General features: G+C 61.3%; 23 protein-coding genes. 10 read left to right on the top strand and 13 right to left on the bottom strand.

All coding sequences use genetic code 11. The features are described 5' to 3' along the window. Positions 1 to 133: 133 nt before the first annotated feature. Positions 134 to 946, top strand: coding sequence for a 2OG-Fe(II) oxygenase (locus AC57B6_RS23460; RefSeq protein ID WP_496422190.1), 813 nt, complete (start codon positions 134 to 136; stop codon positions 944 to 946). A 222-nt stretch (positions 947 to 1,168) separates the two neighbouring features. Here AC57B6_RS23460 and AC57B6_RS23455 read toward each other — a convergent pair whose 3' ends face one another. The 8 genes from AC57B6_RS23455 to AC57B6_RS23420 form a co-directional block, all read right to left on the bottom strand. Then, entirely contained in the window at positions 1,169 to 1,747 is a 579-nt protein-coding gene (locus tag AC57B6_RS23455) for a hypothetical protein (RefSeq protein WP_496422189.1), read from the bottom strand. A 169-nt stretch (positions 1,748 to 1,916) separates the two neighbouring features. Next, the gene (locus AC57B6_RS23450; protein ID WP_252889700.1) at positions 1,917 to 2,432 is read right to left on the bottom strand and encodes a hypothetical protein; all 516 of its coding nucleotides are present in this window, start codon (positions 2,430 to 2,432) and stop codon (positions 1,917 to 1,919) included. Positions 2,433 to 2,623: 191 nt separating this feature from the next. After that, complete coding sequence (locus tag AC57B6_RS23445) at positions 2,624 to 3,139, bottom strand: hypothetical protein (RefSeq protein WP_028196229.1); 516 nt, start codon at positions 3,137 to 3,139, stop codon at positions 2,624 to 2,626. Continuing rightward, entirely contained in the window at positions 3,136 to 5,595 is a 2,460-nt protein-coding gene (locus AC57B6_RS23440; RefSeq protein WP_496422188.1) for a DUF6531 domain-containing protein, read from the bottom strand. Before AC57B6_RS23440 ends, AC57B6_RS23445 begins: the two co-directional genes overlap by 4 nt. A gap of 326 nt (positions 5,596 to 5,921) precedes the next feature. Next, on the bottom strand, positions 5,922 to 6,737 hold the full coding sequence (locus AC57B6_RS23435; RefSeq protein WP_496422187.1) for a VOC family protein: 816 nt from the start codon (positions 6,735 to 6,737) through the stop codon (positions 5,922 to 5,924). 49 nt (positions 6,738 to 6,786) lie between these two features. Further along, the gene (locus AC57B6_RS23430) at positions 6,787 to 7,974 is read right to left on the bottom strand and encodes an ABC transporter substrate-binding protein (protein WP_106352153.1); all 1,188 of its coding nucleotides are present in this window, start codon (positions 7,972 to 7,974) and stop codon (positions 6,787 to 6,789) included. 224 nt (positions 7,975 to 8,198) lie between these two features. Continuing rightward, the gene (locus AC57B6_RS23425) at positions 8,199 to 8,945 is read right to left on the bottom strand and encodes a CbtA family protein (RefSeq protein WP_030102122.1); all 747 of its coding nucleotides are present in this window, start codon (positions 8,943 to 8,945) and stop codon (positions 8,199 to 8,201) included. 11 nt (positions 8,946 to 8,956) lie between these two features. Continuing rightward, positions 8,957 to 9,178, bottom strand: a complete 222-nt coding sequence (locus AC57B6_RS23420; protein WP_028196224.1) for a CbtB domain-containing protein — start codon at positions 9,176 to 9,178, stop codon at positions 8,957 to 8,959. Between the two features lie 237 nt (positions 9,179 to 9,415). Between AC57B6_RS23420 and AC57B6_RS23415 the strand changes: the two genes are divergently transcribed. Next, on the top strand, positions 9,416 to 10,081 hold the full coding sequence (locus tag AC57B6_RS23415) for a histidine phosphatase family protein (RefSeq protein ID WP_496422186.1): 666 nt from the start codon (positions 9,416 to 9,418) through the stop codon (positions 10,079 to 10,081). A gap of 61 nt (positions 10,082 to 10,142) precedes the next feature. Here the strand turns inward: AC57B6_RS23415 and AC57B6_RS23410 are convergent, their stop codons facing one another. From AC57B6_RS23410 to AC57B6_RS23390, 5 genes are all read right to left on the bottom strand, one after another. Next, complete coding sequence (locus AC57B6_RS23410; RefSeq protein WP_028196222.1) at positions 10,143 to 10,583, bottom strand: hypothetical protein; 441 nt, start codon at positions 10,581 to 10,583, stop codon at positions 10,143 to 10,145. Positions 10,584 to 10,690: 107 nt separating this feature from the next. Continuing rightward, positions 10,691 to 11,707 carry an alpha/beta hydrolase gene (locus tag AC57B6_RS23405; RefSeq protein ID WP_496422185.1) on the bottom strand — a complete coding sequence of 339 codons (1,017 nt, stop codon included), beginning with the start codon at positions 11,705 to 11,707 and terminating at the stop codon, positions 10,691 to 10,693. Between the two features lie 42 nt (positions 11,708 to 11,749). Then, the gene (locus AC57B6_RS23400; protein ID WP_496422184.1) at positions 11,750 to 13,111 is read right to left on the bottom strand and encodes an MFS transporter; all 1,362 of its coding nucleotides are present in this window, start codon (positions 13,109 to 13,111) and stop codon (positions 11,750 to 11,752) included. Continuing rightward, positions 13,108 to 14,184, bottom strand: coding sequence for an alpha/beta hydrolase (locus AC57B6_RS23395; RefSeq protein WP_496422183.1), 1,077 nt, complete (start codon positions 14,182 to 14,184; stop codon positions 13,108 to 13,110). The genes AC57B6_RS23400 and AC57B6_RS23395 overlap by 4 nt, the downstream gene beginning before the upstream one ends. 84 nt (positions 14,185 to 14,268) lie before the next feature. Then, a complete protein-coding gene (locus AC57B6_RS23390; RefSeq protein ID WP_144192968.1) occupies positions 14,269 to 15,324 on the bottom strand; it encodes a porin in 1,056 nt (351 codons plus the stop codon). 201 nt (positions 15,325 to 15,525) lie between these two features. Between AC57B6_RS23390 and AC57B6_RS23385 the strand changes: the two genes are divergently transcribed. The 8 genes from AC57B6_RS23385 (at position 15,526) to AC57B6_RS23350 (ending at position 25,247) form a co-directional block, all read left to right on the top strand. Beyond that, a complete protein-coding gene (locus AC57B6_RS23385; RefSeq protein WP_106352159.1) occupies positions 15,526 to 16,434 on the top strand; it encodes a LysR family transcriptional regulator in 909 nt (302 codons plus the stop codon). Between the two features lie 151 nt (positions 16,435 to 16,585). Then, positions 16,586 to 18,103, top strand: a complete 1,518-nt coding sequence (locus tag AC57B6_RS23380; RefSeq protein ID WP_028196216.1) for an ATPase domain-containing protein — start codon at positions 16,586 to 16,588, stop codon at positions 18,101 to 18,103. Positions 18,104 to 18,107: 4 nt separating this feature from the next. Beyond that, a complete protein-coding gene (locus tag AC57B6_RS23375) occupies positions 18,108 to 19,766 on the top strand; it encodes an ATP-binding protein (protein WP_216751809.1) in 1,659 nt (552 codons plus the stop codon). A gap of 127 nt (positions 19,767 to 19,893) precedes the next feature. Next, a complete protein-coding gene (locus AC57B6_RS23370; protein WP_030102131.1) occupies positions 19,894 to 20,355 on the top strand; it encodes a MarR family winged helix-turn-helix transcriptional regulator in 462 nt (153 codons plus the stop codon). Between the two features lie 6 nt (positions 20,356 to 20,361). After that, positions 20,362 to 22,464: an FUSC family protein gene (locus tag AC57B6_RS23365; protein WP_028196214.1), complete on the top strand. Its 2,103-nt coding sequence runs from the start codon at positions 20,362 to 20,364 to the stop codon at positions 22,462 to 22,464. A 43-nt stretch (positions 22,465 to 22,507) separates the two neighbouring features. Continuing rightward, positions 22,508 to 22,717: a DUF1656 domain-containing protein gene (locus AC57B6_RS23360; protein ID WP_030102133.1), complete on the top strand. Its 210-nt coding sequence runs from the start codon at positions 22,508 to 22,510 to the stop codon at positions 22,715 to 22,717. Then, the gene (locus tag AC57B6_RS23355; protein WP_496422182.1) at positions 22,714 to 23,727 is read left to right on the top strand and encodes an efflux RND transporter periplasmic adaptor subunit; all 1,014 of its coding nucleotides are present in this window, start codon (positions 22,714 to 22,716) and stop codon (positions 23,725 to 23,727) included. Before AC57B6_RS23360 ends, AC57B6_RS23355 begins: the two co-directional genes overlap by 4 nt. Beyond that, complete coding sequence (locus AC57B6_RS23350; protein ID WP_030102135.1) at positions 23,724 to 25,247, top strand: efflux transporter outer membrane subunit; 1,524 nt, start codon at positions 23,724 to 23,726, stop codon at positions 25,245 to 25,247. The genes AC57B6_RS23355 and AC57B6_RS23350 overlap by 4 nt, the downstream gene beginning before the upstream one ends. The last annotated feature ends 93 nt before the right edge of the window (positions 25,248 to 25,340 follow it).

Here is a 25,340-nt window from a genome sequence, read left to right as displayed (position 1 = left end):
ACGAACCTTGCGGCAAGTTCGTGAGGCACGCTCATAACGATACGGGAATTGGAGAGCAAGAGTCGGGGGGCGTTGCCTTAGGCATGCGCTTACACTCGGTTATCGCTGATGGATCGTCTTACGGAGAATGCCCATGAATACGGTCGCGAAGAACCCGCGCTCGCCGGCGTTAGAACTCGATTTTGAATTCGAGCCGAAACTGAAACACGCGGACGCGCCGGGGTCGGGCATCGCCACCGGCCCGCTTGCACAGCGTGTCGACGCGTTCGACTGGTTCGATCTCGAAGAAGAATTAAATGGTTATGGCTGCGCGATGCTGCCCAAGCTGCTCAGTGCAAAGGAATGCGACGCGCTGGCCGCGCTCTATCCACGCGACGACCTGTATCGCAGCCGTGTTGTGATGGCGCGGCATGGCTTCGGTCGTGGTGAATACAAGTACTTTGCTTACCCGCTGCCGCATCCGGTGGCGGAGCTGCGCGCCGCGCTCTATCCGCGCCTCGCGCCAGTTGCGAATCGTTGGAATGAGGTGATGGGTATCGATGTGCGCTATCCAGCCGCGCACGACGAATTCATCGAGCGCTGCCACGCGGCCGGCCAGATGCGTCCGACGCCGCTGATACTTCAATACGCTACCGACGACTATAACTGCCTGCATCAGGATCTCTACGGCGAGCATGTCTTCCCGCTTCAGGTCGCGATTCTGCTGTCCGAGCCAGGCAAGGATTTCACGGGTGGGGAATTCGTGATGACGGAGCAGCGTCCGCGGATGCAGTCGCGCACAGAGGTCGTACCGCTCGGCAAGGGCGACGCTGTGGTGTTTGCGGTTCATCACCGGCCGGTGCAGGGCACGCGTGGCGTCTACCGCGTGAATCTGCGGCACGGCGTGAGCCGTTTGCGCTCAGGTCATCGCCATACGCTTGGGGTGATTTTTCATGACGCGACTTGATTGGGTTGAACGTGGCGATGGGTTTGGGTTGCGTTTGTCTGCGGTGCTGGAGGATTGACTGTTGCTGTTGTGCACTTGTCCACAGAAATTGTTCGCAAGGCTGTGGATAACGCCTCCACAAATGCGCCAAAGTATTGATATGAATACCTTTCTGCAAGGTGCTCTTGTCAGCTCGCATGGCCCCCGGCGCCAGCCGAAGTTGTAAAGCGACCTGAACCGCGTTCAGGCCGGCCCGGCGCGCTGGTCTGGATTTTCGTAGAACGCGAAAGACTCCCTGGTAAATGTCATCACATCAGGCGGACCTGTCAGGAAACCCGTACCTCCACCCCATGCCCGATCTGCGCATATGAACCATTCACTCGAAACCGGCAAGACAACATACTGCTCCGAATAGAAACCGATCGCATCGGCTGGACTGTCTGCTGGGTCCTGCGCGAGTATTTCAAATAAGTCCTCGTCACTGTGGTATGCCTTAACGATGAATCCGGGATATTTCCCAAAATGGAAATGGAAGTAGCTGAACGGATCAGGATTCAAAACGATTACAGCGAATTCACCCGTTCCTTTGAAATTCGCGATACCTCGGATAAGGTCACGAAAAATCTGCGTGCCAATGTTTGACGAATCAAAGTGGAGCAAGTCCGAGGCTGGAATCACCGCGAGTTTTTCCGCGCACTCACGCGCCCGCTGCCAAAACAACGTGAAAGTTTCGCGGTCGTGGATAAAGTCAATGTTACTCATCGTGAAGCTAACAAAATCTGGAGACGTGCCGATGCGATCAGGCAAGGAAGTGGTTCGCACTGTGCCCATCGTGAATCAACTGCGTTGATTGCTGCTCACGGTGCGGCTGCGGCGATCCACACGCTGAAACAGAGCACTTGGCGGATAGACGGAAAGGACGCTGTCAGTTGCGCTCTTTCCGTATCGCTCGAAAACGTGTTTCAACTTTGCATGGCCAATAAACCTGACACTAAGGCTCAATCCGGAAGCCATTCGGAGGTGTGAGGAAGAATGGGTAAAAGCTCCTTGCGCATTCCATGATATCCGGCGGTCCGTACAGCACCCCCGTGCCCCATGACCTGTCACCAAAGACGATCCACTCACCCGGCACCGGCATCACAACATAGTGTTCAGAGTTGGTTCCTAGGGAATCGGCAAGGCTACCACCTGGGTCCTTCAACAAAAATTCGAAGAATTCGTCGTCCGTATTCCCTGCCTGATGGATGAAGCCCGGATATTTTCCAAAATGAAAATTAAAATAATTGAACGGATCAGGCTTCAAGACCAAAGTAGCGAAGTCAGTTGCACCCTTGAAAACTAGCAGCGTTTGAATAAGTTCAAAGAACTTTTGAGTCTGGAGATCGATGGTATCGAAATAGAGCAGCTCCGTTGGCAATCTGTCACGAAGCATCCGGACGCCTGCGGTGGCACGTTCCCAAAGAGGCATGAACTCGCGCCGTTCGTGTATGAAGTCGATCATGCTCATGGTTTTCGGAAGTTTACTGTGCAGAGACAAGTCTTAAACGGCACGGACGTGCTAGCCGAACTTTAAAGTAACCTGAGCGGAGTTCTGGTCGACCCGGAACTCTGGTCTGGATTCTCGTAGAACGCGAAAGACTCCCTCGCGAACGTCATCACGTCAGGCGGATCTGTCAGGGCACCAGTGACCAGCTTAAGTTAGCTAACAATCTTGAAATTTTCTCCAGGATCGAGAAAAAATGGATAGAAGCTGGAGGCAAATGAAATAATATCCGGAGGGCCCGATAACACTCCCATCTCCCATTTTCTGTCGGCATATACGAACCAATCTCCTGGGATCGGCAAGACTGCATATCGTTCTGAGTTAGCCCAAAGGCAGTCCGCTGGACTGTCTCCCGGGTCCTTTTGCCAAGACGCAAAGAAGTCGTCATCGCTGTGTTCAGCACGATGTACAAACCCAGGATACTTTCCGAAATGATAATGAAAATAACTGAACGGGTCCGGCTTGAGAACTAGCGAGGCAAAGTCCCTTGCTCCCTTGAACGCCAGCATGGCTCGAATGAGATCGAAGAATTTTTGAGTCGATATATCAATCGAATCAAAATAAAGCAGATCCGCAGACGGAATATTGGCCAGTTCTTTCACACCTGCATTCACACGCTCCCAAAGCGGCAAGAAGGTCATGGAATCACGAATAAAATCTATTTCACTCATTTTGGAAGCCGTATCTTAATTGTGCCGCGTGGTGCGCCAGCGGGTACATACTCGGCGGTAGGATACCCTGCGTTTGAATCTTCTCTGACGGTGTAACGCGCTCCGTCCTTTGAAAAGATATCCGCTCTGCCGTCCTTGCTAAGAGACTGCACATAGCCGCTCTCTACTAGATTTGCCTCAAACTCCGCTTTGCCAACGTCGGTTCGGATGTTTCGAACACTCCCCCCCGTTGTGATATCAGTGTATTCGGATGTGATCCGCCCCGGCGGAATCCCATCGACCTCCGTCTCAGCAGCGGGCTTGCACATCTCCTTGATGCGCTCCCAGTTTTCAGCGACCTTCCTCGCCCCCTGGCCGATGCCATATCTAACGACCGGGTTCTGCAGAAGCCGATAGACAAGAACGCGTAGACCACCGTCAATCAGCCCTGCCGAGAAATGGCAGCCACTGCACACGGTCGACGTTCCGAGAAAGTTGTCCCCCAGCAGCCGACTCGCGCCTTGCAGATTGGCGGGTGGCCCTACCGGGGAGTCGCCGTAGTTGTAGTTATCGATCCACTGGTTGATTTCATCGCTGCTGATCGGAATATCCGTTCCGTCATTGAGATCAAGAACGTTGCCGTTCTTTGCAACGGTGCCGGTTCGTGACACGACGCGGCCGTCCGGTGAATAGCCGAACCTGACCTTGAACACGCGCCGGATGCCACCGTTCGCCGGGCTCTCATACTCATTGAATTTGAAACGCTCAATGCGGGCGCGTTGGTCGTAGCGAAGATAGAAGTCACCGGTCGGGTTATAGCCGTACAGAACACGATGAGCGGCATCTCGCGAGAGAATCTCCGTCACGTCCTGGTCACTTCCCAAGGTGATAATTGCAAACGCATTTCCCGTTGCGTCGCGCGTGACTCTCCACTGCCCTGTGACTTTCCCATTCGCCGTCTGCTGAACGAACGCGAGCCGGTTCATTGCGTCGTAGGTCATCCCGTATGCCGTCGTCACGCCGTCCGCTTTGCCTGCATCGAAGGCGCGGGCGCCCGTCGGATCGTCGGTCGGTGTCTCACTAACGCCGGTCGTATTGCCGTTCGCGTCGTATACGAAGGATTGCATCAGCTTCGGCGAGGCAATCATCGACGGACGCAGACTCGTTGTGTCGGCGTAGCGGATCGTGGAGATCGACGTGCCCGACGCGTTCTTCACCGTCGCCCGAACGGGCCGTCCGGTGTCGTCGTAGCTGTACTCCGTAGAGCCGCCATTCGCGTCGACATCCTTCAGCAGATTGCCCGACGCATCCCATGCGGAGTTGCTATTGCCCGCAGCGGATGTGGTTCCGGTTGGTCGCAGCACCCCACCAATCGACGACATGCTCAGCGTGGTCGCACCTTTTCTGCCGGTGATGACGGTGGAGCCCGTGTTATAGGCGAACTGCGCGTTTTGCGCGGCGTTGGGGTGGCTGACCGCCACGGCGCGACCCTGCGCGTCATAGCTCCACGTCGCAATGCGATTACCCGCCTCGTCAACCTCGCCCGTCAGCGAATTCTTGAAGCGTGCGTCGTCGTAGACATACCGGTGCGCATAGCCATCAGGCCAGGTGACCGAGACGAGATTGCCATTCGCGTCGTACCCGTACTGCGTCATGCGGCCCAACGGGTCGTTCAGCCGTGAAAGACGGTTCTTGTCGTCGTAGTCAAGGCGAAGCGTGACGTCATTGTTCGCGTCCGTGCCTGCGGCGTGCTGCGTGATCGTGGTCAGCAATCCTGAGCTGCCATAGGTCAGCGTTCGGACAAACCCTGTCTTCGTACTCTCCGAAAGCAATACGCCTTGAGCCGAGTACGATTCGACGGTGTCGGTCTTGAGATCAGTAAGCGTCCATCCGGAGCCATTCTGTGCCAGCGCAAGGCCGGTAAAACCCGCTGTGCGCCACGTGCCGGCTGACCAGTTGAACGTGACGGGTTCACCGTTCTCGCGATACGCAAGCACCTTGGACGCGCTGCCGTTGTTGGCGTTCGCGAGTCCCAGGTTGCGTTGCCAGCTATGGAACCAGACCGGGCCCATAGCTGTGGCGGAATTGCCCAGTGACCTGGATCGGTAGGTCCGCGTGAACAGCATCGGAATGTCGTCGCCACTGACAAAGTCCGCTTCAGTCAAGGTGACAGCGCCATTGCCTGGGTATACAGGGTCAGCGACGGGACAGCTCGCTTCCGGCTCTTCGGCAGTGGGTGTCGCGCACCACGCGTCGATAAGCGGCAAACTGATGCAGTTGTAGTACTGCATGCCGCCAGGCACGCCGGCGTATGCATCCCACCGGCAGGTGGGCGAGCCCGGTTTTGCGCCGGTTGCGGCCCACACCGCGTTGCAATCAGCCGCGTTGGCACCAAACGCGACCATAAGCAACATGAAGGCTGCCATCAGGCGAACCGCCACGCCCAACGGGCTATCCGTCACTCTTTTATTTTTCATCGTCATCCTTATTAGTTGTACTTGTTTGAAGCCCAAGCACCCTATAAGGAGCATCCCGTCCCCGCTATCCGACAATTCCTAAAAACACGTTTCCGCTATTCACATCCAATCGACGCCGTCAGACTCCCGGCGCAATGCGTAGGAAGCGGCGCAAGAGTCTGTCAGTCACTAGCGCGTTGCAGAGGAAAACATGGAACGTTAGACGCTGAATAAGTTATCCCCAGTTTTTGTTCGCAAGGCTGTGGATAACACCCCCACAACAGCGCCAAGTGCTTGATGCACTTCAGTTCCTGGACGCTGCGCACCAATCGACGATTCCCAGTCAGTCAGCCCGCCACGATCTCGAACCACGCGCCATGCGTGTGATCACGATCGAGCACCCGCGCCTTCGCATTGCCGTCACCACGCAGTGCAACCCCGAACACTCCTTCCCCACGCGTGGCGAGTTGCCGGCGCAAGGCCGCACCTTCGGCCGTAACGCTCGCGGCATCGGCGTGCACAGGGCTCAATAGCACCACCGAGGTATCGCCAATCGACACCGTCGCCGACACCGCCCCCAGTCCCGGCAAAGCCACCTGCCGCGCCCCCACCGCCTCAGAACCAAGCAACGCCTCATACCGCTGCACGCTCAGCTTCAGATCCTCCACCGCAACCGTCAAACTCGCCACTCCGCGCACGCCGTTTGCATGTTCACGCACCGCGCCTTCCGCCACGCGCAGAGCACGCGGCGTGATATCCCCACACAGGAACGGCAAGTCACTGGTCTGCGGCCGGCCAGTCTGCCACTCGAGCCGCGCGCCGTCCGGACGCACACGTCCCCCCGCCTGCGGGCCCTCATACTGCAACCCGCGTCCGTGAGCCGCGTCGATCACGGCGCCCACGCTCGACGGCAATAACGCGTAGTCGACAAAGCCATCGCCGTGACGCTGCCCCACATTCCACCAGCGACGCTGCGGCGCCGCCTGCAAGAACGCGATCAGCTCGATGTAACTGCCGTCGGCAAAGCCGATCAACGCGTTGTGGGTCACGCCATCGGCATGCGTGCCGCCTTGTTGCACGGTGAAACCGAGCGCCGTGAAATCTTCAATGGTCCGCGTCAGGTCGTGGACGCGAATCACAATGTGATCGAGTGAAAGGCTCATGACAAAAAAATTTCGTGAATGATCGGCTGGTTAGACAGACGGGGAGCACCTACTTCTGCGCAACCGTTGCCTTGCTCTCAAGCAACGCCCACTTGTCGTTCTTCACTACCACGTTGATATTTTTCACGCCGATCACGCGTCGCGTCGCCGGATCGAAATTGGCCTTGCCGAACACGACACTCGGAATGTCGTGCAGCTTCGGCAGCGCATCGCGTACCGCCTTGCGATCGGGGCCGCCGGCGCGCAGCGCGTAGGCGGCGATGATGACGGCGTCATACGCATAGGCGTTGAACGCGTCCGGCTCACGGTGGTATTTCGCTTCGAAACGTTTGACGAAACTTTGCACCTCGGGCCCGGATTCGCCGGGGAAAAAGCTGGTGTTGGTCGCTACCCCGTTAACCGCCTCGCCGCCAAGTTCGAGGAACTTCGGCGAATACACGGAACTGGCCGCGGCGATCGGCAAGTTGATGCCGCTCGTCCGCGCCTGACGGGCTATCTGCGCGCCGTCGGAGTAGTACGAGATCAGCACGATGCCATCCGGATTCGCAGCGCTCACCCTCACCAGGGTCGCCCGAAAATCTTTCTCGGTTGGCTGATAGCCTTCGGCCGCTACGATCTGCGCGCCGCGCTCATTGGCGGCTTTGACGAACACGTCTTTGCTCGTGCGCCCCCAGTCGGTGTTCAGATAGAGCACGGCGACACGTTTGAGGCCGAGCGTCTTAACGGCGAGATCGGCGAGCAACGGTTGCGCGTCAGCCTGACTGACCGACGGACTCCAGATGTAGTCGCCGCCTTTGGTGAAGTCAGGATGCGAGTTGGTAAAGCCGAGTTGCACCAGACCGGCATGCTGGTAAATCGGTGAAGCGGCCATCGACGCCGGACTGGAAAAGTCACCGAGTTCGATCAGGATGCGCGGATCGTTGACGAACTTCTGCGCAATCGTGATGGATTGGCGCGGGTCGCTCTGGCTGTCCTCGAATACATAGTTCAGCGGGCGGCCATTGATGCCGTTGTGGCTGTTGATTTCGTCGAGGGCAAGATCGAAGCCGGCCTTCCATTGCGCGCCGTACTGAGCGTTCTGGCCGGTCAACGGCCCGCTCACGCCTATCAGAATTGGATCGCCCGAGGGCGGCGCGGCCACGGCCGTCGTCGCCAGCGTGATTGCCGAGGCGGCGAGCAGCAGAAGTGTGGTGAAGTGAGTGGCCCATGATGGGCGCTGGTTTGACGTGTTCAACATGACTCCAAGCTCGGTTCGCGTGAGATTGGAGTGAGTGTCGGATGTGCCCCGGCTCCGGGCAACCAAGCGATTTGCATATCGTTATGCTGCCGGGGAACTTGTCCACAGAAATTGTTCGCAAGCCTGTGGATAACATTCTGGCAAGCGCGCCAAGTACTTGATGTATCTGGCTTCTCTTGCGCTGCACGTCGGCGAGACCGCTCCAGCGGTCCCGCCTTTCTACCTCAAAGGTAAGCGGACTTCGCCACGCCCCGGTTTGCGGGAGCCAGCAGTTTGCTTCGCTCAACCAACGCGCCGAACAGCAGCCCGATGGTCGTCCACATGATCACCTGCATGCCGATCGCCGCGACGCGGAATTTCCACAGCAGCACCGCCGGGAAGGCGGCCGGCACTTCGTCGATCACCGGCATCGACAGTTGCACGGCAGCAATGATCACGACAAACACCACACCCGCCACGATCGACCCATTCCACGCGCCCAGCTTCAGCGCCGCGCGGCGGCGTACCTTCAGCGAAAACACCAGTGCGGCGAGCGAAATCGCGATCATCAGGAAGAACAGGCCTGTCCGCATTCCGATCGTCTCAGGGTCGCCCACCGAGGGTGGATTCGCCGGGTACTTGATGTTCGGCACGATCACCAGCGCGATAAACGCACCAAGCGCAAGCCATGCGGACAAGGCGCGCGCACTCAACACGCCGACGCGGCCGTACGCAAACGCGAACACCAGCGAGAACAGCCCGCCAAACGCTGCGCCATACGTCACGACGCCCGTCAACAATCCGAGGCCGGCTTGTGTTTCGCGGCTTACCAGTTCGGGTTCGGGTGCTTCGCCTTTGGCGGCGTCGGCTTTTTCCTCAAAGGAGATCGCCTGATCGACCTGCGGCTCGCCCACAAGCCTGGCAAAGCCGAACGTGAGCAACCCTGCGGCGATGCCTGCAAGCATCCCGCGTACCAACAATTTACCAACCATGGTCGACTCCGTTAGTGGCAAGGAAAGCCGAGCAGATGGCGGCCATCGTGCACGAACTCATGCACGTACATGCCAGGGACCAGCGACGTAGCGCCCTGCTCAGCGCCCACGAAATAAATCGCGAGCAACAGCAGCAAGCCGCCGAACACGATCCAGGGCAGCAGTTCACGCAGCGGAATCGGCGTGGGTTGGGCGACCGGTTGCGTCGCGGAATCGAAAACAGCGTTGGACATAGTGAACATCTCCTTGGGGTAACGCGCCCCGATAGTCGATTGAAGAGGGATGAAACGAAGCTCAGGTCTGGCTTTCGGCATAGTGAATGCCGATTACAGTGGCGCGACCGCGCCGGGCTCTCACCGGCTTCCGTGCTTCGCAGTGCCGCTATTCTACGCGTTAAACTTTGCCGTCCGGCAACGCTGAGCATGCACGCACGCATCCCGCTTAAGCTGGCCTTTATGGAACTCAACCGAATGGACATACGGCTGCTATTGATCAGCCACGCGTCGACTGCGGCAATGCGCGCGGCCCGCTTCCCCGCCGACGATCCGCTCGACGCCCCTGGCCTCGCCGACGCGGGCGCCGCGCGGGCACGGTTGTCGATTCCCGACAACGCGGCTACCTTCGTCAGCCCTGCTGTTTGCGCGCGTGATACGGCATCGGTCCTGGGCCTCGATGCAATAGTGCACGAGGGACTGGCGGATATGGACTATGGCGTGTGGCACGGCCGCCGCCTTGCCGATCTTGCCGTCGAAGCACCACTAGAGCTTGCCGCATGGACGCACGATCCCGACGCCGCCGCGCATCGCGGCGAATCGTTCAGCGAACTCGTGAAGCGGGTAGGACGATGGCTCGATTCGCTAGACGATACATTGAGCAAGACAGTGAGCAAGAGCGTGACCCACGCAAAGGACAGTGCACCAGGCGATGGAACAAACAAGGCGCCGCGCGATATGCAAAACGCGCAAAACGCGCAGAACGTCGTTGCCGTCACGCATGCGGCGGTAATCCGGGCCGCCATCATTCATGCGCTCGGAGCGTCGCCGGCGATATTCTCACGCATCGAAATCACGCCGCTTTCGATGATCGAGTTACGACGCTCGCGACGTGGCTGGACCTGGTGGCCGGCATCACACTAACGGCAACGGCGACGCGACGTCCGCCGTGCACAGGCGATCGAATCGAAACGCCCGTGCCCGGTCACTTGCCCGAGACCACCAACCTCAGCTTGTTCGAACCGGCTGGCGTCAACGTGATATCGGTCCGTCTGGCCCGCGTGCCTAGATAAAAGTGCTGGCGTCCGGGCGAGTTCTGGTCATGTGTCGCGTCCGGCAGGCACGATGCGATGTCCGCCGCGACGGACTGCAGCGCATCCGCGCTCGAACCGGCGTCATGGTGCGGCGTCCACGTGCATTGGTAACTGCCGTGGCCTGACGAGCATTGCGCGTCGTCGCCGTAGGGTTGCGCGACACCCTTGCCGTCGTCCGGTGTCAGCGAGGCCAAGCCGTCCGGCGCCGCCGCGACGATCCGTTTGAGCGACGCACATGGGCTAGGCGCATCGTCGGCATTCGCGCTGCATGGTAGCAATGCGCCCAGCGATACAGCAGCAATTGCAGTGGCGAGAATTCGGGTCTTGTTCATGTCGGCGCAGTCCTTCGAAAGGTGGCCTTATACCGTGGTAGCACGGTTCGTGCCCATTAAGCTTCGAATAGCGCCCGCCTCCTGCCCGAAAAACGCGCCGAAAGGTGTCAGGAAGCGATACCAAACAACGCCGCCAGCCCGGGCGGCGACGCAAAAATCCCCTTCGCGTCATGCCCGATGCCGTCGATCACAAACGTACGATGCTTCGCCGCGCTCTCGGGATGCCGCAACGCCATATAGCGCGCGTAAGTCAGTCCACGCGCCAGCCGATGAGCACCCTGCGCCTGCGCGGCGCACGAGCGGTCGAGAGCCGGATGCTGCGGATCACAATCCGCGCCGCCGAGCAGCACGGTGACATCACGACGCGCGTAAAGCGATTCGAGCGCGCCAGCGGAATCAGGATTTCCGCTGTACGAAGAAGCATAGGCGGGCAAATCCTCAAGCCCATACTTCCAGCGATTGAACGACGGACACGCGGTCGCATCGAACACTGCGAATTCGCCGGACGCGCTCGGCCGCATCGCATCGAAGTACACATACGACGAAGGATTCGCGACCACATAGCGCAGCGCAATCCCCCGCGCGACGAGCGGCGCCTCACCTCGCGTCACGACGGCATAGCGCTGCACCACCTGGCCACCGCCCGAATGCCCCGCGATCACCACCTCGGTGAGCGACGCAAACTGCTCGCGCGACGCCAGCGTCCGCAGGATGGTGTCGAGCACATCGAACGAACTGATCGGCGCGGGACCTTCGGCATTGCCGCCGCCCATCCAGCTAGTCCACTCCCAATGCAGCGCGGACGGCGGCAAGCCATGCGCGTCGACGTCCGCACTCGCGAGGAACTGCGGCACGATCAGCAGCGTATCGGCAGTATCGCCACCGGCTAGCGCACACGCGCGCTCCGCCAGGTCGAAGTACGCGTCCGCATTGCGCAGCCGTCCATGAATCAGAATCACCGCGCGCTTGACGTCACGCGCGGACACAAGCCAGTCGCCGTTCGCGAATACCGGCACGGTGCCGCTACCCGTTTGCGTCTCAACATGCAGATACTGGCGGCCGACGACGGCGACCGGATGTTCATTCGGCGCGCGTTCGTCATCTGTGATCGAAGGCTGGGTCATGCAATAAGCTCTGGTTAATCCAATAAGTCTAACGAGTGGCGGCTACCGTGGCGCAGCGAACTTCGCGGCTGCACCGCCCGGTTCACGTCCCGAGCGCGTGAAATACACCAACGCCAGCGACACGAAGCCGGCAAAAATCAGATAGAAGGCCGGCGTCAAACTGCTGCCGGTCAGATGCGTCAAACCGGTGATCGTAAGCGGCGCCATACCGCCGAACAGCGTCACCGCAATGTTGTACGACAGCGCCACGCCGGCCGAACGGCTGCGCACTGGAAACAGCGTCGCGAGCATGCCTGGGTGCGAACCGGACATGGCGGCAAGGAACACCGTCGCCACCATCTGCGCGATGAACAGATGCCCCGGCGTCGGATTCGTCACAACGAAGTGATACAGCGGATACACGCATACCATCCATGCAATCACGATCGGATAGAACAGCCGGTATGCGCCATAGCGATCGGCGAGCTTGCCCGACAGCGGAAAGAGAAACAGATTCAACACGCCCGACACGAACGCACCCAGCAGGGCCGTAGACAACGGCAGATGCAATTGCCGCTCGACATAGACCGACAGATAGGAATGCCATACATAATTTGTCGCCGCGCCGATGATGATCACACCCATCGCGCAGATCGCCGCGTCACCGTTGTCGCGGAAGAATTGACGCACGGTCACGCGCGGCGGCTTGTCCCGCTGATCGAGCAGGCGTTCGAACTCCGGCGACTCCGCCACACGATGCCGGATATAGAAGCCGAACGGTCCCGCCAGCGCGCCGAACAGAAACGGCAGGCGCCAGCCCCACGCCACCAGTTGCTCATGCGTCAGTTGCGTGGTGAGCAGATAACCGACACCGGACGAAAGCAGCAAGGCAAACGCCTGTGCCGACATGTTGAAGCTGCCGTAGAACATCTTCTTATGCGGCGGCGCATACTCGACAAGCATCGCCGAGGCCGTTGCGAACTGGCCGCCCACCGAGAGCCCCTGCAATAGCCGCGCGAACACCACCAGCAGAGGCGCCGCGACGCCGATGCTGGCATAGCCCGGCGTGAGGCCCATCAACAGCGTGCTGGCCGCCATCGAAATGATCAGCAGCGAAAGCGCTTCGCGCCGCCCTGCGCGGTCCGCATAGATGCCGAGCAGAATGCCACCGATCGGCCGCACGATAAAGCCGACGGCGAACGTAGCGAGCGTCAGCATGATCGACACGAAGCCACTGCCGCCTGGGAAGAATACTTGCGCAATGATCTTGGCGAAGTAGCCATAGATCAGAAAATCGAACCACTCGAGTCCGTTGCCGAGTATCGAGGCAAAGATCGCGCGACGCACCATCGAGGGGCTCAAGCCGTTCGACGCTTCCGTGCCGGACCGCGCACCGTCATGCTGATTCAGGCTCGTCTCGCTCATTGCTCGCATCCTTGGGTATCGAACATCGCCGACAATGCGCACGCCGACGTCAGCATACGCGCGCCGTCGTGACCCACGCCCGGCACGATATGCAAGCTCTGTTTCAGGCCTTCCGGATGACGCGCCTCGATGTACCGGTAATACGCTTGCGCCCGCGCGAAGCGCTGCGGGCCTTGCGCTTCGGCGGCACAGCTTTTATCGAGCGCGCTTTGCTGCGGATCGTTGTCCGCACCGCCGACCAGGTAGTCAACCCGGCGCGACGCATAAGCCGCTTCGAGTTGCGCGGGCGAGCGGTCGTCGAGATAGGGCGGCCGATTCTCCATGCCGTATTTCCACTGATTGAAGTCGGCACATTGCGCGGCATCGAACGGCGCGGCGACACCTTGTGCATTCGGCCGTTGCGCATCGAAATAGGCGTACGTGGATGGATTCGCCACGACGTAGCGTACGTCGATGCCTTCTCGGTTCAGCACGTCGATATTACGCGCCGCCACGGCATAGCGCTGCACAACTTGCCCGCCACCCGAATGCCCTGCGATCACCACATGCTGCAGATTCGGAAACAGCTTGCGATCCGCGAGGCGCGTGACAATAGCGTCCAGCACCGTGTACGAACTGATCGGCAGCGGTGCTCGGGCCGCTTCGCCGCCCATCCACGCGTCGCCCTTCCAGCGCAGCAGATCGGCCGGTTCGTCATGCACGCGCAGGTCGAGTGTGGCGAGGAATTGTGGTGCGATCAGGAGCGTGCTGTCGGGATCCGCATGTGCGGCGTCGCGTGCCTTCTGTGCGGTGCGGAAGTAAACATCCGCGTTGCGCAATTTGCCGTGAACCACGATCACCGCACGCGTTACCTGCGGTTGCGCGACAGTCCAATCCTTCGACAGATACAGCGGAAACTCAGCCTGCCCCTGCGGCGTGTCGATCGTGAACCGGGTATCCGAGATCGTCGTCACCGGTTTTAGATGGGATCCGTTGGGGTTCGCCGAGAATGCCGGTTGCGCGAGCGAGGCCAGCATGGCGGCACCGGCTGCCATGCACCTCATGGTCAGACGTCGTGAAAGATTGAATGTCATACAGCTTGCTCCTGATTACAGTGCACTGTCTTGAACGCGGTGCATCGTCAAATCCGTCGTTGAAAGGCTCAAAGACCCAAAACCTCAGAACCGGTGGCGAATACCGAGCGTGACGCCCGTCTGGTTCGGACCGAACGCGGTGTCGCTCGTCAAACCGACAGGGGTGTAACGGTCATTCGCGTAGTGCGTGGAGGCCGCATAGGCAACGGTTGCGTACACATCGGTTCGCTTCGACAGAATATAGTCCGCGCCAAGCACGCCCATCAACGAGTTCGACACGTTATCCGCCTTGTTGCTCTGGTAATACGCGGCGGCCGTCACGCGAAAATACGGCAGGACAAGGTAGCGGACGCCGCCGAACCACAGTGCCGACGACACCGACTTGCCCTTGGTCGGGTTATACAGATAGTGCTCATAGCCGCCCATGATGGTTGCGTCCCCGATCTGCTCGCGGGCCGAAGCGCTCCAGTTACGCGACTTGGTCCACATGCCGGTCGAATTGATCGCGCCGTTCCGGTAGTCGTAAGCGAGCGCCGCCGCGAAACTGCCGGCGTCGTAATCGAGCGCGCCGCCATAGGCGGCACTGCTTTGAAACGAGTCGGCCGTGCCGCCAAAACTGTAATCCGCCGTCGCCGTCAGACCGGCAAAGCGGCCCACATACTTGACCGAGTTGTTCACGCGCGCCTTGAACGAAAAACTGTCCGCGGAACCGGTGGTCGGCATCCATGTGTACTGCTGGCCGAACACCATCGGGTCGTACCTGATGAGCGTGTCGTACATCGCCGTGTACTGCAAACCCGCCGACAATGCGCCGAAAGCATCGTTCGACACCCCGACCGCCGCGGTCCGGTTGAACAGCACGCCCGCGCTTGCATTGGTGCCGTCGTTACCGTTGAAGCCCGCTTCGAGAATGAAGAACGCCTTGTTGCCGCCGCCCAGGTCTTCAGTCCCACGAAAACCGAAGCGCGAGTTGCTCAGCCCACCGGAATTTTCGCGAACCAGCGAGCCGCCCGCGGCGCCCGCGTGGTTGAGGAATTCGATGTTCGTGTCGATCAACCCATACAGCGTGACCGATGCCTGAGCATGCGCACCCGTGCAACTCACCACGGCCAATGCGGCCACCGCACATTGTTTTTTCACTACCGTCTCCTGTCGATGTTGTTTTATGTCGCGATGCGTTCGAGCCAGCTTGCCGTGGGCAATGCGGGCATCGGTCGATGCGATGGACGAGATCGTAGGAGCGGGTGTGGTAAATGTAAAATACCTGTTTTATGCACCATCCATATTTATAAAATATGGCAATGAACAGAACGTAGAACGCGACCGAGGAGACGGACCACCATGGAGCTTCGCCACTTGCGCTACTTCCTGGCGGTTGCCGAGGAAGGCCAGTTCACCCGTGCCGCCGAGCGGCTGGCCATGCAACAGCCGCCGCTCTCGCAGCAGATCCGGACACTGGAAGAAGAGATCGGCTTCGAACTATTTGTACGCATGCCGCGCGGCGTGAGCTTGACACCGGCAGGGCAGGCCTTCGCGGAAGACGCACAACGCTTGCTGTTGGAACTGCAGCAGTCGGTGGACAAGGCGCAACGAATTGCGCGGGGCGAGCTCGGCACGATTTCGATCGGACTGACCAGCTCGGCTGCGTTCCATCCGTTCACGACCGAAACGATCCGGGCTTTTCGCGCGGTGTGTCCGGAAGTCGCCGTGGAACTTGCCGAACTCAACGCGGCAGAAATTATCGAGCGACTGGCCGCGGGCCAGATTCAGGCTGCGTTTCTCCGCAAGCCGGTCGACGCACGCGAAGGCGTGGCATTTGAGTTATTGCTCGACGAACCGATGGTGGTGGTGCTGCCCGTTGGGCATCCATTGCTAAAGAGCGCGGGCAAGAAACGGCCACAAGTGTCATTGAAGGCGCTGGCGAATGAAGACTTCATTCTGGTCCGCCGGCCTGGGGCGCCCGGCATGTATGCCGACATTCTGGCGGCCTGCCGGCAAGCCGGGTTCGTGCCGCGGATTGCCCGCGAGGTGCCGCGCATGGTGTCGGGCATCAATCTCGTCGCCGCAGGCTTGGGCGTCACGCTGGTGCCCGCGTCGATGCAACGTTACGACCAGGTGGGAACGGTGTATTGCACGTTGGCGAATCCCGCGAAGTTGAGCGCGCCGCTCCATCTTGCCTACCCGGCGGAACTGCGTAACAGCGCGGCGACCCGCTTTATCGAACTGGTGAAGACGCGCGTTCACGGGTGAACACGTTTGACTTTGCGGGAGCGCCGCGAGAAGCCTCCAGCACATGCGCCGTCAAGCAATGCGGGCAAACGATAATCGCGGGCACAAAAATTGCATTCTCCGTGCCGGCAAGGAGTTCACCGTCCATCAAACTGACGCCAACCTACTCGCCATGCTCAACAAACCTGCTGTCGCCGCACCGGCCCGCCTTTCCTGCGGAATAGAGGGAATCGACAACGTTCTAGGCGGTGGCCTCACCCCGCACCGCATGTATCTGGTCGAAGGCGCCCCGGGCACCGGAAAAACTACCCTCGCATTGCAATTTTTGCTCCAGGGGGTCAGCGAAGGCCAGACGGGTCTATACATCACGCTGTCCGAAACCCGCGACGAACTGGTCTCTGTAGCCAACAGCCACGGTTGGGACATCAGCAGGTTCGACATCCTCGAACTGCTGTCCGACGAGGGGCTCGACCCGCGCTACGAACAAACCGTGCTGCACCCGGCCGAGGTCGAACTCGGCGAGACCGTGCGCAACGTCATCGAACAGGTTGACGCGCTCAAGCCTGTGCGCATCGTGCTCGACAGCCTTTCCGAATTGCGTCTGCTGTCGCAGAACCCCCTGCGCTATCGGCGGCAGATTCTGGCACTCAAGCGCTATTTCGCCACCCGCGAATGCACGGTGCTTCTACTCGACGACAACACGTCAGACCCCGGCGATCTACAGTTGCACAGCATCGCCCACGGCGTGATCAGCCTCGACAACCTCGTGCACGACTATGGCGGCAACCGGCGGCGCATGCGCATCGCCAAGATGCGCGGCATCAAGTTTCGCGAGGGCTATCACGACTTCTCCCTCGACACCGGAGGCATTCAGGTTTATCCCCGTCTCGTTGCGGCGGAGCATCATGCGGAATTCAATCCGGAAGTGCTCAGCACCGGAACGCCGGGCCTCGACGCACTGCTCGGCGGCGGTTTGATCCCGGGCACCAATGCGCTGATGATCGGCCCGTCCGGCGTCGGAAAAACCACCACGGTGGTGTCTTGCCTGATCGCGGCGCTCGAGCGTGGCGAGCGTTGCGTCTACTACGTGTTTGACGAGACCCTCACCACCCTGACGATCCGCTGCTCGACGCTCGGCATGTACCTCGATCCCTTTGTGGAAAGCGGCCTGCTGACATTGCGCCAGATCGATCCGGCAGAAATCTCGCCTGGCGAATTTGCCTGCGACGTGCGCAAATCGGTCGAGGAAAAGGGCTGCACCTACGTCGCAATCGACAGTCTGAATGCCTATCTCCAGGCGATGCCCGGCGAGCGCTATCTACTGCTGCAGATGCACGAACTGCTCGGCTATCTGAACCAGCAGGGCATCATCACGATGCTGGTGCTGGGCCAGCACGGCATTATCGGCGAGGTGCAGAACGACATCGACATCAGCTATCTCAGCGACGTGGTCGTGCTGTTCCGCTATTTCGAACATCAGGGCGAAGTGTTGACAGCGGTGACCGCAGTGAAGAGCCGGGCAAACGCGCACGAGCGCTCGATCCGCCAGTTCCGGCTGCGCAGAGGCGGCGTGGAAGTGGGTGAAGCGCTGCGCGACTTCGAAGGCGTCCTGTCCGGTCTGCCCTCCTATCGCGGCAGCACCGCCCTGCTCGGTACGGCGGACCACGTGATCGATACGTCCGGGCTGTAGCGCTATGGAGCAACGCGTTCTTATCCTTGCACCGTTTGGCCGCGACGCCGATGTGATTGCCGAGGTCCTGCATAAGGACGAACGCGAATGCGTCGCCTGCCGCGATGCCGATGCGCTCACTGAAATGCTCGAGGCCGGCGCGGGCAGCGCTCTGATCGCCGAAGAGGCGCTCTCGGACGGTCATGTGTCGCGCCTGTTCGATTGGCTCGAACAGCAACCGGCGTGGTCCGACCTGCCGTTTATTCTGCTCGCCGCCAATCACGTCGGGCGCCGGTCGGCACGCAGTCTCGAAGTGCTGGAGCGGCTCGGCAACGTGGTGGTGCTCGAGCGGCCGCTGAACTCGGAAACGCTGCGGCGCGCGGTCGGGTCATCGCTGCGGGCTCGCGCGCGGCAGTACGAGTCGCGCCGTCATCTGGCCGAACTGATCGCGGCGCAAGAAGCCCTGGTGCAACTCAACGATTCGCTCGAGAGCCGCATTGCCGCGCGCACGCAAGAACTCGCTTCGGCCAACAACCGGCTGATGACGGAGATTCACGAGCGCGCCAAAGTACAGGCGGTGCTGGTTCAGTCACAGAAGATGGAAGCGCTCGGACAACTCACGGGCGGCATCGCGCATGACTTCAACAATCTGCTGAACGTCATCATGGTCAACTCGGAACTGATCGCGCGGGCCGGCAGCGACGAGCGCATTCGCGCAATGGCCGCCACCGTCAAACGCGCGACCGAGCGGGGCGCGAAACTGACGGGCCAGTTGCTGACGTTCTCGCGCAACAGCAATCTCGATCTGAAGGCGGTGGACGTGGTCGCGCTGCTGCACGGCATGCGCGACATCGTCACTGTGTCGCTCGGTTCGGGCATCCATTACGTCAACGAATCCGATTACGAAGAGATGTGGACGGAGGCCGATGCCAATCAGCTCGAGCTAGCCATTCTCAATCTGGCGATCAATGCGCGCGACGCGATGCCCGGCGGCGGCCAGTTGAGCATCCACGTGAAGGAACGCTCGGCTCCCGATGAAACCCTCGAACCCGGCCGCTATGTCGTGATCGAAGTCACCGACACCGGCTCGGGCATGCCGCCTGACATTGTCTCGCGGGTGTTCGATCCGTTCTTCACCACCAAGCCTATCGGCAAGGGCACGGGGCTCGGCTTGAGCCAGGTCTACGGAATCGCGCGTCAAGCCGGCGGCTCCGCGCGCCTGTTCAGCGAGGAAGGCGTCGGCACCACGGTGGAGATCTGGTTGCCGTTGCGCAAGCGCGTAACCCCGCCAATCGAAGCGGCATCCGCTGTCGAAGAGAACGCGGTCGGCGTACAACGTGTGCTGGTGGTCGAAGACGACAGCGAGGTGCGCGCAATGCTGGTCGATTGTCTGAGGGGACTCGGCTATACCGTGACCGAAGCGGCGGATGGGCGGGCCGGCCTGAACCGTTTGAAGGACGACAATCCCGACCTGCTGATGGTCGATTTCGCGATGCCCGGCATGAACGGCATCGACGTGATCGCCGAGGCGCGCAAGATGCGCGAAGATCTGCCCGTGATTCTCGCAACCGGTTACGCGGACGTGGATATTTCGGGCCTCGCGGTCAAGCGCTGCACGATCTTGCGAAAACCATTCCGGCTCGACGATCTGGCACGTACCGTGCGGCTTGGCCTCGCGGCCTGAACGAGGTCGCACGCGCCTGTCGAGAAGTTGTCACAGCGCGCCTGCAAACTGCTGACGAATCCATCCTTCGCAAAAATCCCCAATTCAATAGTTTGCTAACGAATATTTTGGCCATACAATACCGGCCATGTCGAATCTCGATGCCCTGCGCCGCACCGTCAGCAGCACCCTGGTCGTCGCTGCCAGAAAATGGCGGCGCACGAGTCACGGCGTGCTCGCGGCCTTCAACGTTTCCGAAGCGTGCGCCACGCCGCTCCTGACCGCCAGTCGTCTCGGCGAAGCGGTGCGGCAGGTCACGCTGGCCGATCACATCGGTATTGAAGGGCCGTCGCTCGTGCGGCTGCTCGATCAACTGTGCGCGGCCGGCCTGATGCGCCGCGACGAAGATCCCGAAGACCGCCGCGCCAAGACCGTAGTGCTCACCGACGAAGGCCGCGCCGTCACCGCGAAAATGGAAGAAGAGCTTAATACGTTGCGGGCGCAAGCTTTGAAAGGTATTTCCCGCAGCGATCTCGAAGCGACCTTGCGGGTACTGGCCGCTTTCACGGCCGACACAACCACGCCGCACAACGCCAGAGACTCCGAGTAACGGCTCATGGTCTACCCTTCCGTCCGCGACTGGCTGTTCTCCGTCAAAACGTTTGCCGCAGCGATGATCGCGCTCTACATCGGTCTCGCGCTCGAGTTGCCACGGCCGTACTGGGCGATGGCCACCGTCTACATCGTATCGAATCCGTTTGTCGGCGCGACCCGCTCCAAAGCGCTCTATCGTGCGCTCGGCACCGCGCTCGGCGCGTCGGCCGCCGTGCTGCTGGTACCGCCGTTCGTCGAATCGCCGTATCTATTCAGCGTGATCGTCGCGTTGTGGACCGGCACGCTGCTGTATCTGGCGGTGGCCGACCGCACCGCGCGCAGTTACGTGTTCATGCTGGCGGCCTACACCATGCCGATCATCGCGCTGCCTTCGGTGACGGATCCCGGCGGCGTGTTCGATCTGGCGATCAGCCGCACCGAAGAGATCACGCTTGGCATTGTGTGCGCGAGCATTGTCGGCAGTTCGCTGTTTCCCAGCCGGCTCGCCCCGACTATTATCGAGCGGACCGATGCGTGGTTTCGCGACGCCGCGTTCTATGCGACCGAAACGCTGTCCGGGCGCATCGCCGGCGCGGCGATTTCAGGAGCCCGCCAACGGATCGCCGCCACGATCAACGGTCTCGAACTGCTCCTGAGCCAGCTTGCCTACGACCACACGCGGCCGGATATCCTCGCCCGCGCCCATGAGTTGCGCGGGCGCATGCAGTTGCTGCTGCCGATGATGTCGGCGCTGGCCGATCCGCTGGTCGCGCTCTACAACAGCGGGCGGCAAACCTGGCCAGAGGGTCTCGAAGCGCTGCTCAACGACGTCATCAAATGGTTCAACACGCCGCTGCCCGCCGCCAGCGGGGGCTATCACCCCGACGCGACCGCCAACGCGTTGCGCGAGCGCATCGCCGCCATGCAACCGCCGCCTGCCGCACTCGCGGCCTGGGACGGCGCGCTGCTGTCGAACGCGCTGTGGCGTATGAAACAGGTGATCGACGTCTGGCAGGACTGCCGCTCGCTGCGCATCATCATCACGCGCGAAGAAGGCTCATGGCGGCCACGTTTCCGGCATTGGCGGCTGGGGGGCACCGAGCGCTTCTTCGATCGCGGCATCATGCTGTTTTCGACAGCGTCAGCCGGCGCCGCAGTGGTCATTGCGTGCAGTCTGTGGATCAGTTCGGGCTGGGCGGACGGCGCCAGTGCCGTGACGCTGGCGGCGGTCGCCTGCTGCTTCTTCGCCGCGCTCGACGAACCCGCGCCGATGGTGTTCAGGTTCTTCGTGGCCACGGCGATCAGCGTGGTGGCCGCCGGCATCTATCTGTTCGCCGTGCTGCCGCACGTGCACGACTTCCCGATGCTGGTCATTATGTTCGCCGCGCCGTTCATTCTGGTGGGCACCTTGATTCCGCGTCCGGCGTTCAACATGGTGACGGTGCTGGTGGCCGTCAACACCGCCACCTTCATCAGCATTCAGGACGCTTACTCGGCCAACTTCCTGATCTTCCTGAACAGCAATCTCGCGGGCCTCGCAGGCTTGCTGTATGCCTACCTGTGGACCCGCGTGACTCGGCCGTTCGGCGCCGAACTCGCGGCCTCGCGGCTGTTGCGCTCGAGCTGGGCCGACGTGGCGCTGACGGCGTCAACCCGACCCATCGAAGACCCGCGCAACCTCGCCGCGCGCATGCTCGACCGCCTGATGCAGTTGATCCCGCGCCTTGCGGCCACGGACGACCATCGCCATCCGTCGATCGAGAGCTTTCGCGATCTGCGGATTGCCTTCAACGCGCTCGATCTGCGCCGCCTGACCCGCAAGCTCGGCGGAGAAGCGCCAGGCGCGATCGATCTCGTCCTCGACGACGTGCGCCAGTACTTCGAAATGTGCGTGGACCAACGGGTACGCCAACCGGTACCGGAGAGTCTGCGCTCATTGATCGACGCCGCGGTGACGCGCGTCACGGCACAAGGTCTCGCCAATGCCAGCGCGCCGAGCCCGACCTCGCAAACCTCGGCGCGCCATTTGCGCGAGGCCTTGCACGCACTGGTCGGCTTGCGTCTTTCGCTGTTTCCGGCCACGCTAATCACACCCACGCCGCCCGAACCGGAGGCCGCTGCCTAATGCGCCCGTCCCGCCCCCATTCAACCCCTGGCCAGCTCCCGCGATGATCGGTGAAATCGATATCTTCGGCGTGTTCGTGCCGGCCGTGCTGGTGCTGATGTTCGTCGCCTATCTGATCAACCTGGCGATCCGCACGGTGCTGGCGCGCGTCGGCTTTTACCGCTTCGTCTGGCACCGTTCCATCTTCGATCTCGGCATCTATGTGCTGGTGCTGGGCCTTGTCGTCGTCGTTTCGCACAGACTAATAACGTGAAAAAAACCTGGTTCTCCGTCGGTCAGATTCTGCTGACCCTGATCGTCGTCGTGGTCGCGGCCTTCGTGCTGTGGAAACTGGTCGCCTATTACATGTTCGCACCGTGGACCCGCGACGGGCACGTGCGCGCCGACGTGATCCAGGTCGCGCCGGATATCTCGGGGCTGATCTCATCGGTCGAGGTAGCCGACAACCAGTTGGTCAAGCAAGGTCAGGTGCTGTTCATCATCGACCAGGCCCGCTATGCGCTCGCGCTGCGCCAGGCGCAGGCCACCGCGGAACAGCGCCGCGCCACCCTCGATCAGGCGCGCCGCGAAGACGCCCGTAACCGCAAGCTCGGCAATCTCGTTGCTGCGGAAGTCGCCGAAGAAAGCCGCTCGCGGGTCGAGACGGCGGAGGCCGCACTCGCCGATGCGAACGTCGCGATCGACACCGCCAAACTGAATTTGCAACGCACCACGATCGTGAGTCCGGTCGACGGCTATCTGAACGACCGCGCGCCGCGCGCCGGCGAATTCGTCTCCGCGGGCCGGCCGGTGCTGTCGGTCGTGGATATGCATTCGTTCCGCGTCGACGGTTACTTTGAAGAGACCAAGCTGCGCGGTATCGACATCGGCCAGCCGGTCGATATTCAGGTAATGGGCGAGCCGAACGTGCTGCGCGGTCACGTGCAAAGCATCGTCGCGGGGATTGAGGATCGCGACCGCACGCAAGGCTCGAACCTGCTGCCGAACGTGAACCCGGCGTTCAGTTGGGTGCGGCTCGCGCAACGGATTCCCGTGCGGGTTGCGCTGGACGAAGTCCCCGCCGATTTCCGCCTGATCGCCGGACGCACGGCAACGGTGTCGGTGCTCGATCTGTCGCTGAGCGGCAAGCGGCGCCCGGCTACGGGCGCTTCGGGTGCGGTGGATGCTTCGGCTACGCCTGCTGCGTCCGCTACGCCTGCTGCATCTGCTGCATCTGCTACTCAACCGGCGTCCGCAGCCGTCACGTCGGGCGCATCGCAATGAAGCCGTCGCGCACGCTGCCCTTATTACCGCTGCTGCCGCTGCTGCCATTAGCCGTCGCGCTCAGTGGCTGCATGAACGTCGGCCCCAATTACGCGTTGCCGAAGCAGGCACTGGTCAACGCCCCGCTTGCCAATGCGCCGATCGAGGGCGCCGATGCCAGGCTGACCACGCGGCAGACCGTCCCCGCTATCTGGTGGAAGCTCTATGACGATCCGGTGCTGAACAGCCTCGTCGACGAAGCGCTGAAATCGAATACCGACTTGCGTGTCGCCGCGGCGAACCTCGCACGGTCGCGTGAAGCGCTGGGCGTAGCACAAGCGCAAGGCGGCTTTTCCGGCAAGACCTCGGCAGCCATCCAACGCGCGCAGGAGTCGGCCGAGCAGTATCTGCTGACCGAGAAGCTGCCGGTCGTGAATGAAGGCGACATCGGCATCAGCATTTCGTACGAAATCGACCTGTTCGGCAAGCTGCGGCGCGGCGTCGAAGCGGCGTCGGCAGACACGGAAGCCGTGCAGGCAGCCGGCGATCTCGCACGGATCAGCGTGGTCGCGGATGTGGTGCGCTCTTACGTCGACCAATGCTCGGCCGCCGAGGAACTCAAGATCGCGCAGCAGTCGCTGGCACTGCAGAAGCAGCGCGCGGACGTGTCGCGCCGATTGCGCGACGCGGGCCGCGGCAATCAGCCCGATGTGACGCGTAACCAGACCCAGGTCGATACGCTCGCAGCGGATATTCCCCGCTACACGGCGCGCCGCCAGATTGCCCAATACCGGCTCGCCGCACTGCTCGCGCGCGCACCGTCCGATCTGCCGCCGGCCGTGCTCGCCTGCAACACGCTGCCGCAGATCCGTCAGCCGATTCCGATCGGCGACGGCGCCGCGCTGCTCAAACGCCGTCCGGACGTGCGCGAGGCCGAGCGTCAACTGGCCGCTTCGACGGCGCGGATCGGCGTCGCGACGGGCGCGTTGTATCCGAGTGTGAGCATCGGCGCATCGGCAGGTTTGACGGGGGTTCTGGAAGACCTCGGCACCTCGCCGACGGCGCGCTGGGCGTTCGGTCCGCTGATCAGTTGGACCTTCCCGACGAATGGCGCGCGCGGCCGCGTGCGCGAAGCGGAAGCGTCGAGCAACGTCGCGCTGGCGAAATTCGATGGCGTCGTGCTGACCGCGTTGCGCGAAACCGAAACCAGCCTCGCGACCTATGCGTCCGACGCCACCCGCGCCGACGCGTTGCGTGCCGCGCTGAAGTCGGCGGCCCAGTCGGCGGATGAAACGCATCGACTGTATCTCGCCGGACGCGAGTCGTTCATTTCGGATCTGGATGCGACGCGCACACTGACTTCAACGAGGTCTCAGGTGGCGGCAGCCGAAGGTCAGGTGGCGGTCGATCAGGTCAACCTGTTCCTCGCACTCGGCGGCGGATGGGAAACGGATGCGCGTACGGTGCCGGGAGCCGGGTCGGACGCTGCAACGCCGGGTGCCGTGGTACCGGCCAAGGCCGCCGCGCCGACACTACCCTGACCTATCCGGGTAAATCGCTATTTTTGACAAGCTTTCTTTTACCTTTCAATTGAGGTTAAATATAAGCCTTCAACTACTCGTTACGGGGCACGT

The organism is Paraburkholderia sp. BGA-UO-ETr-F12, from assembly GCF_059567945.1.
Note: the sequence above shows the minus strand (reverse complement) of the source record. Positions and strands in the feature narration are given on the sequence as shown.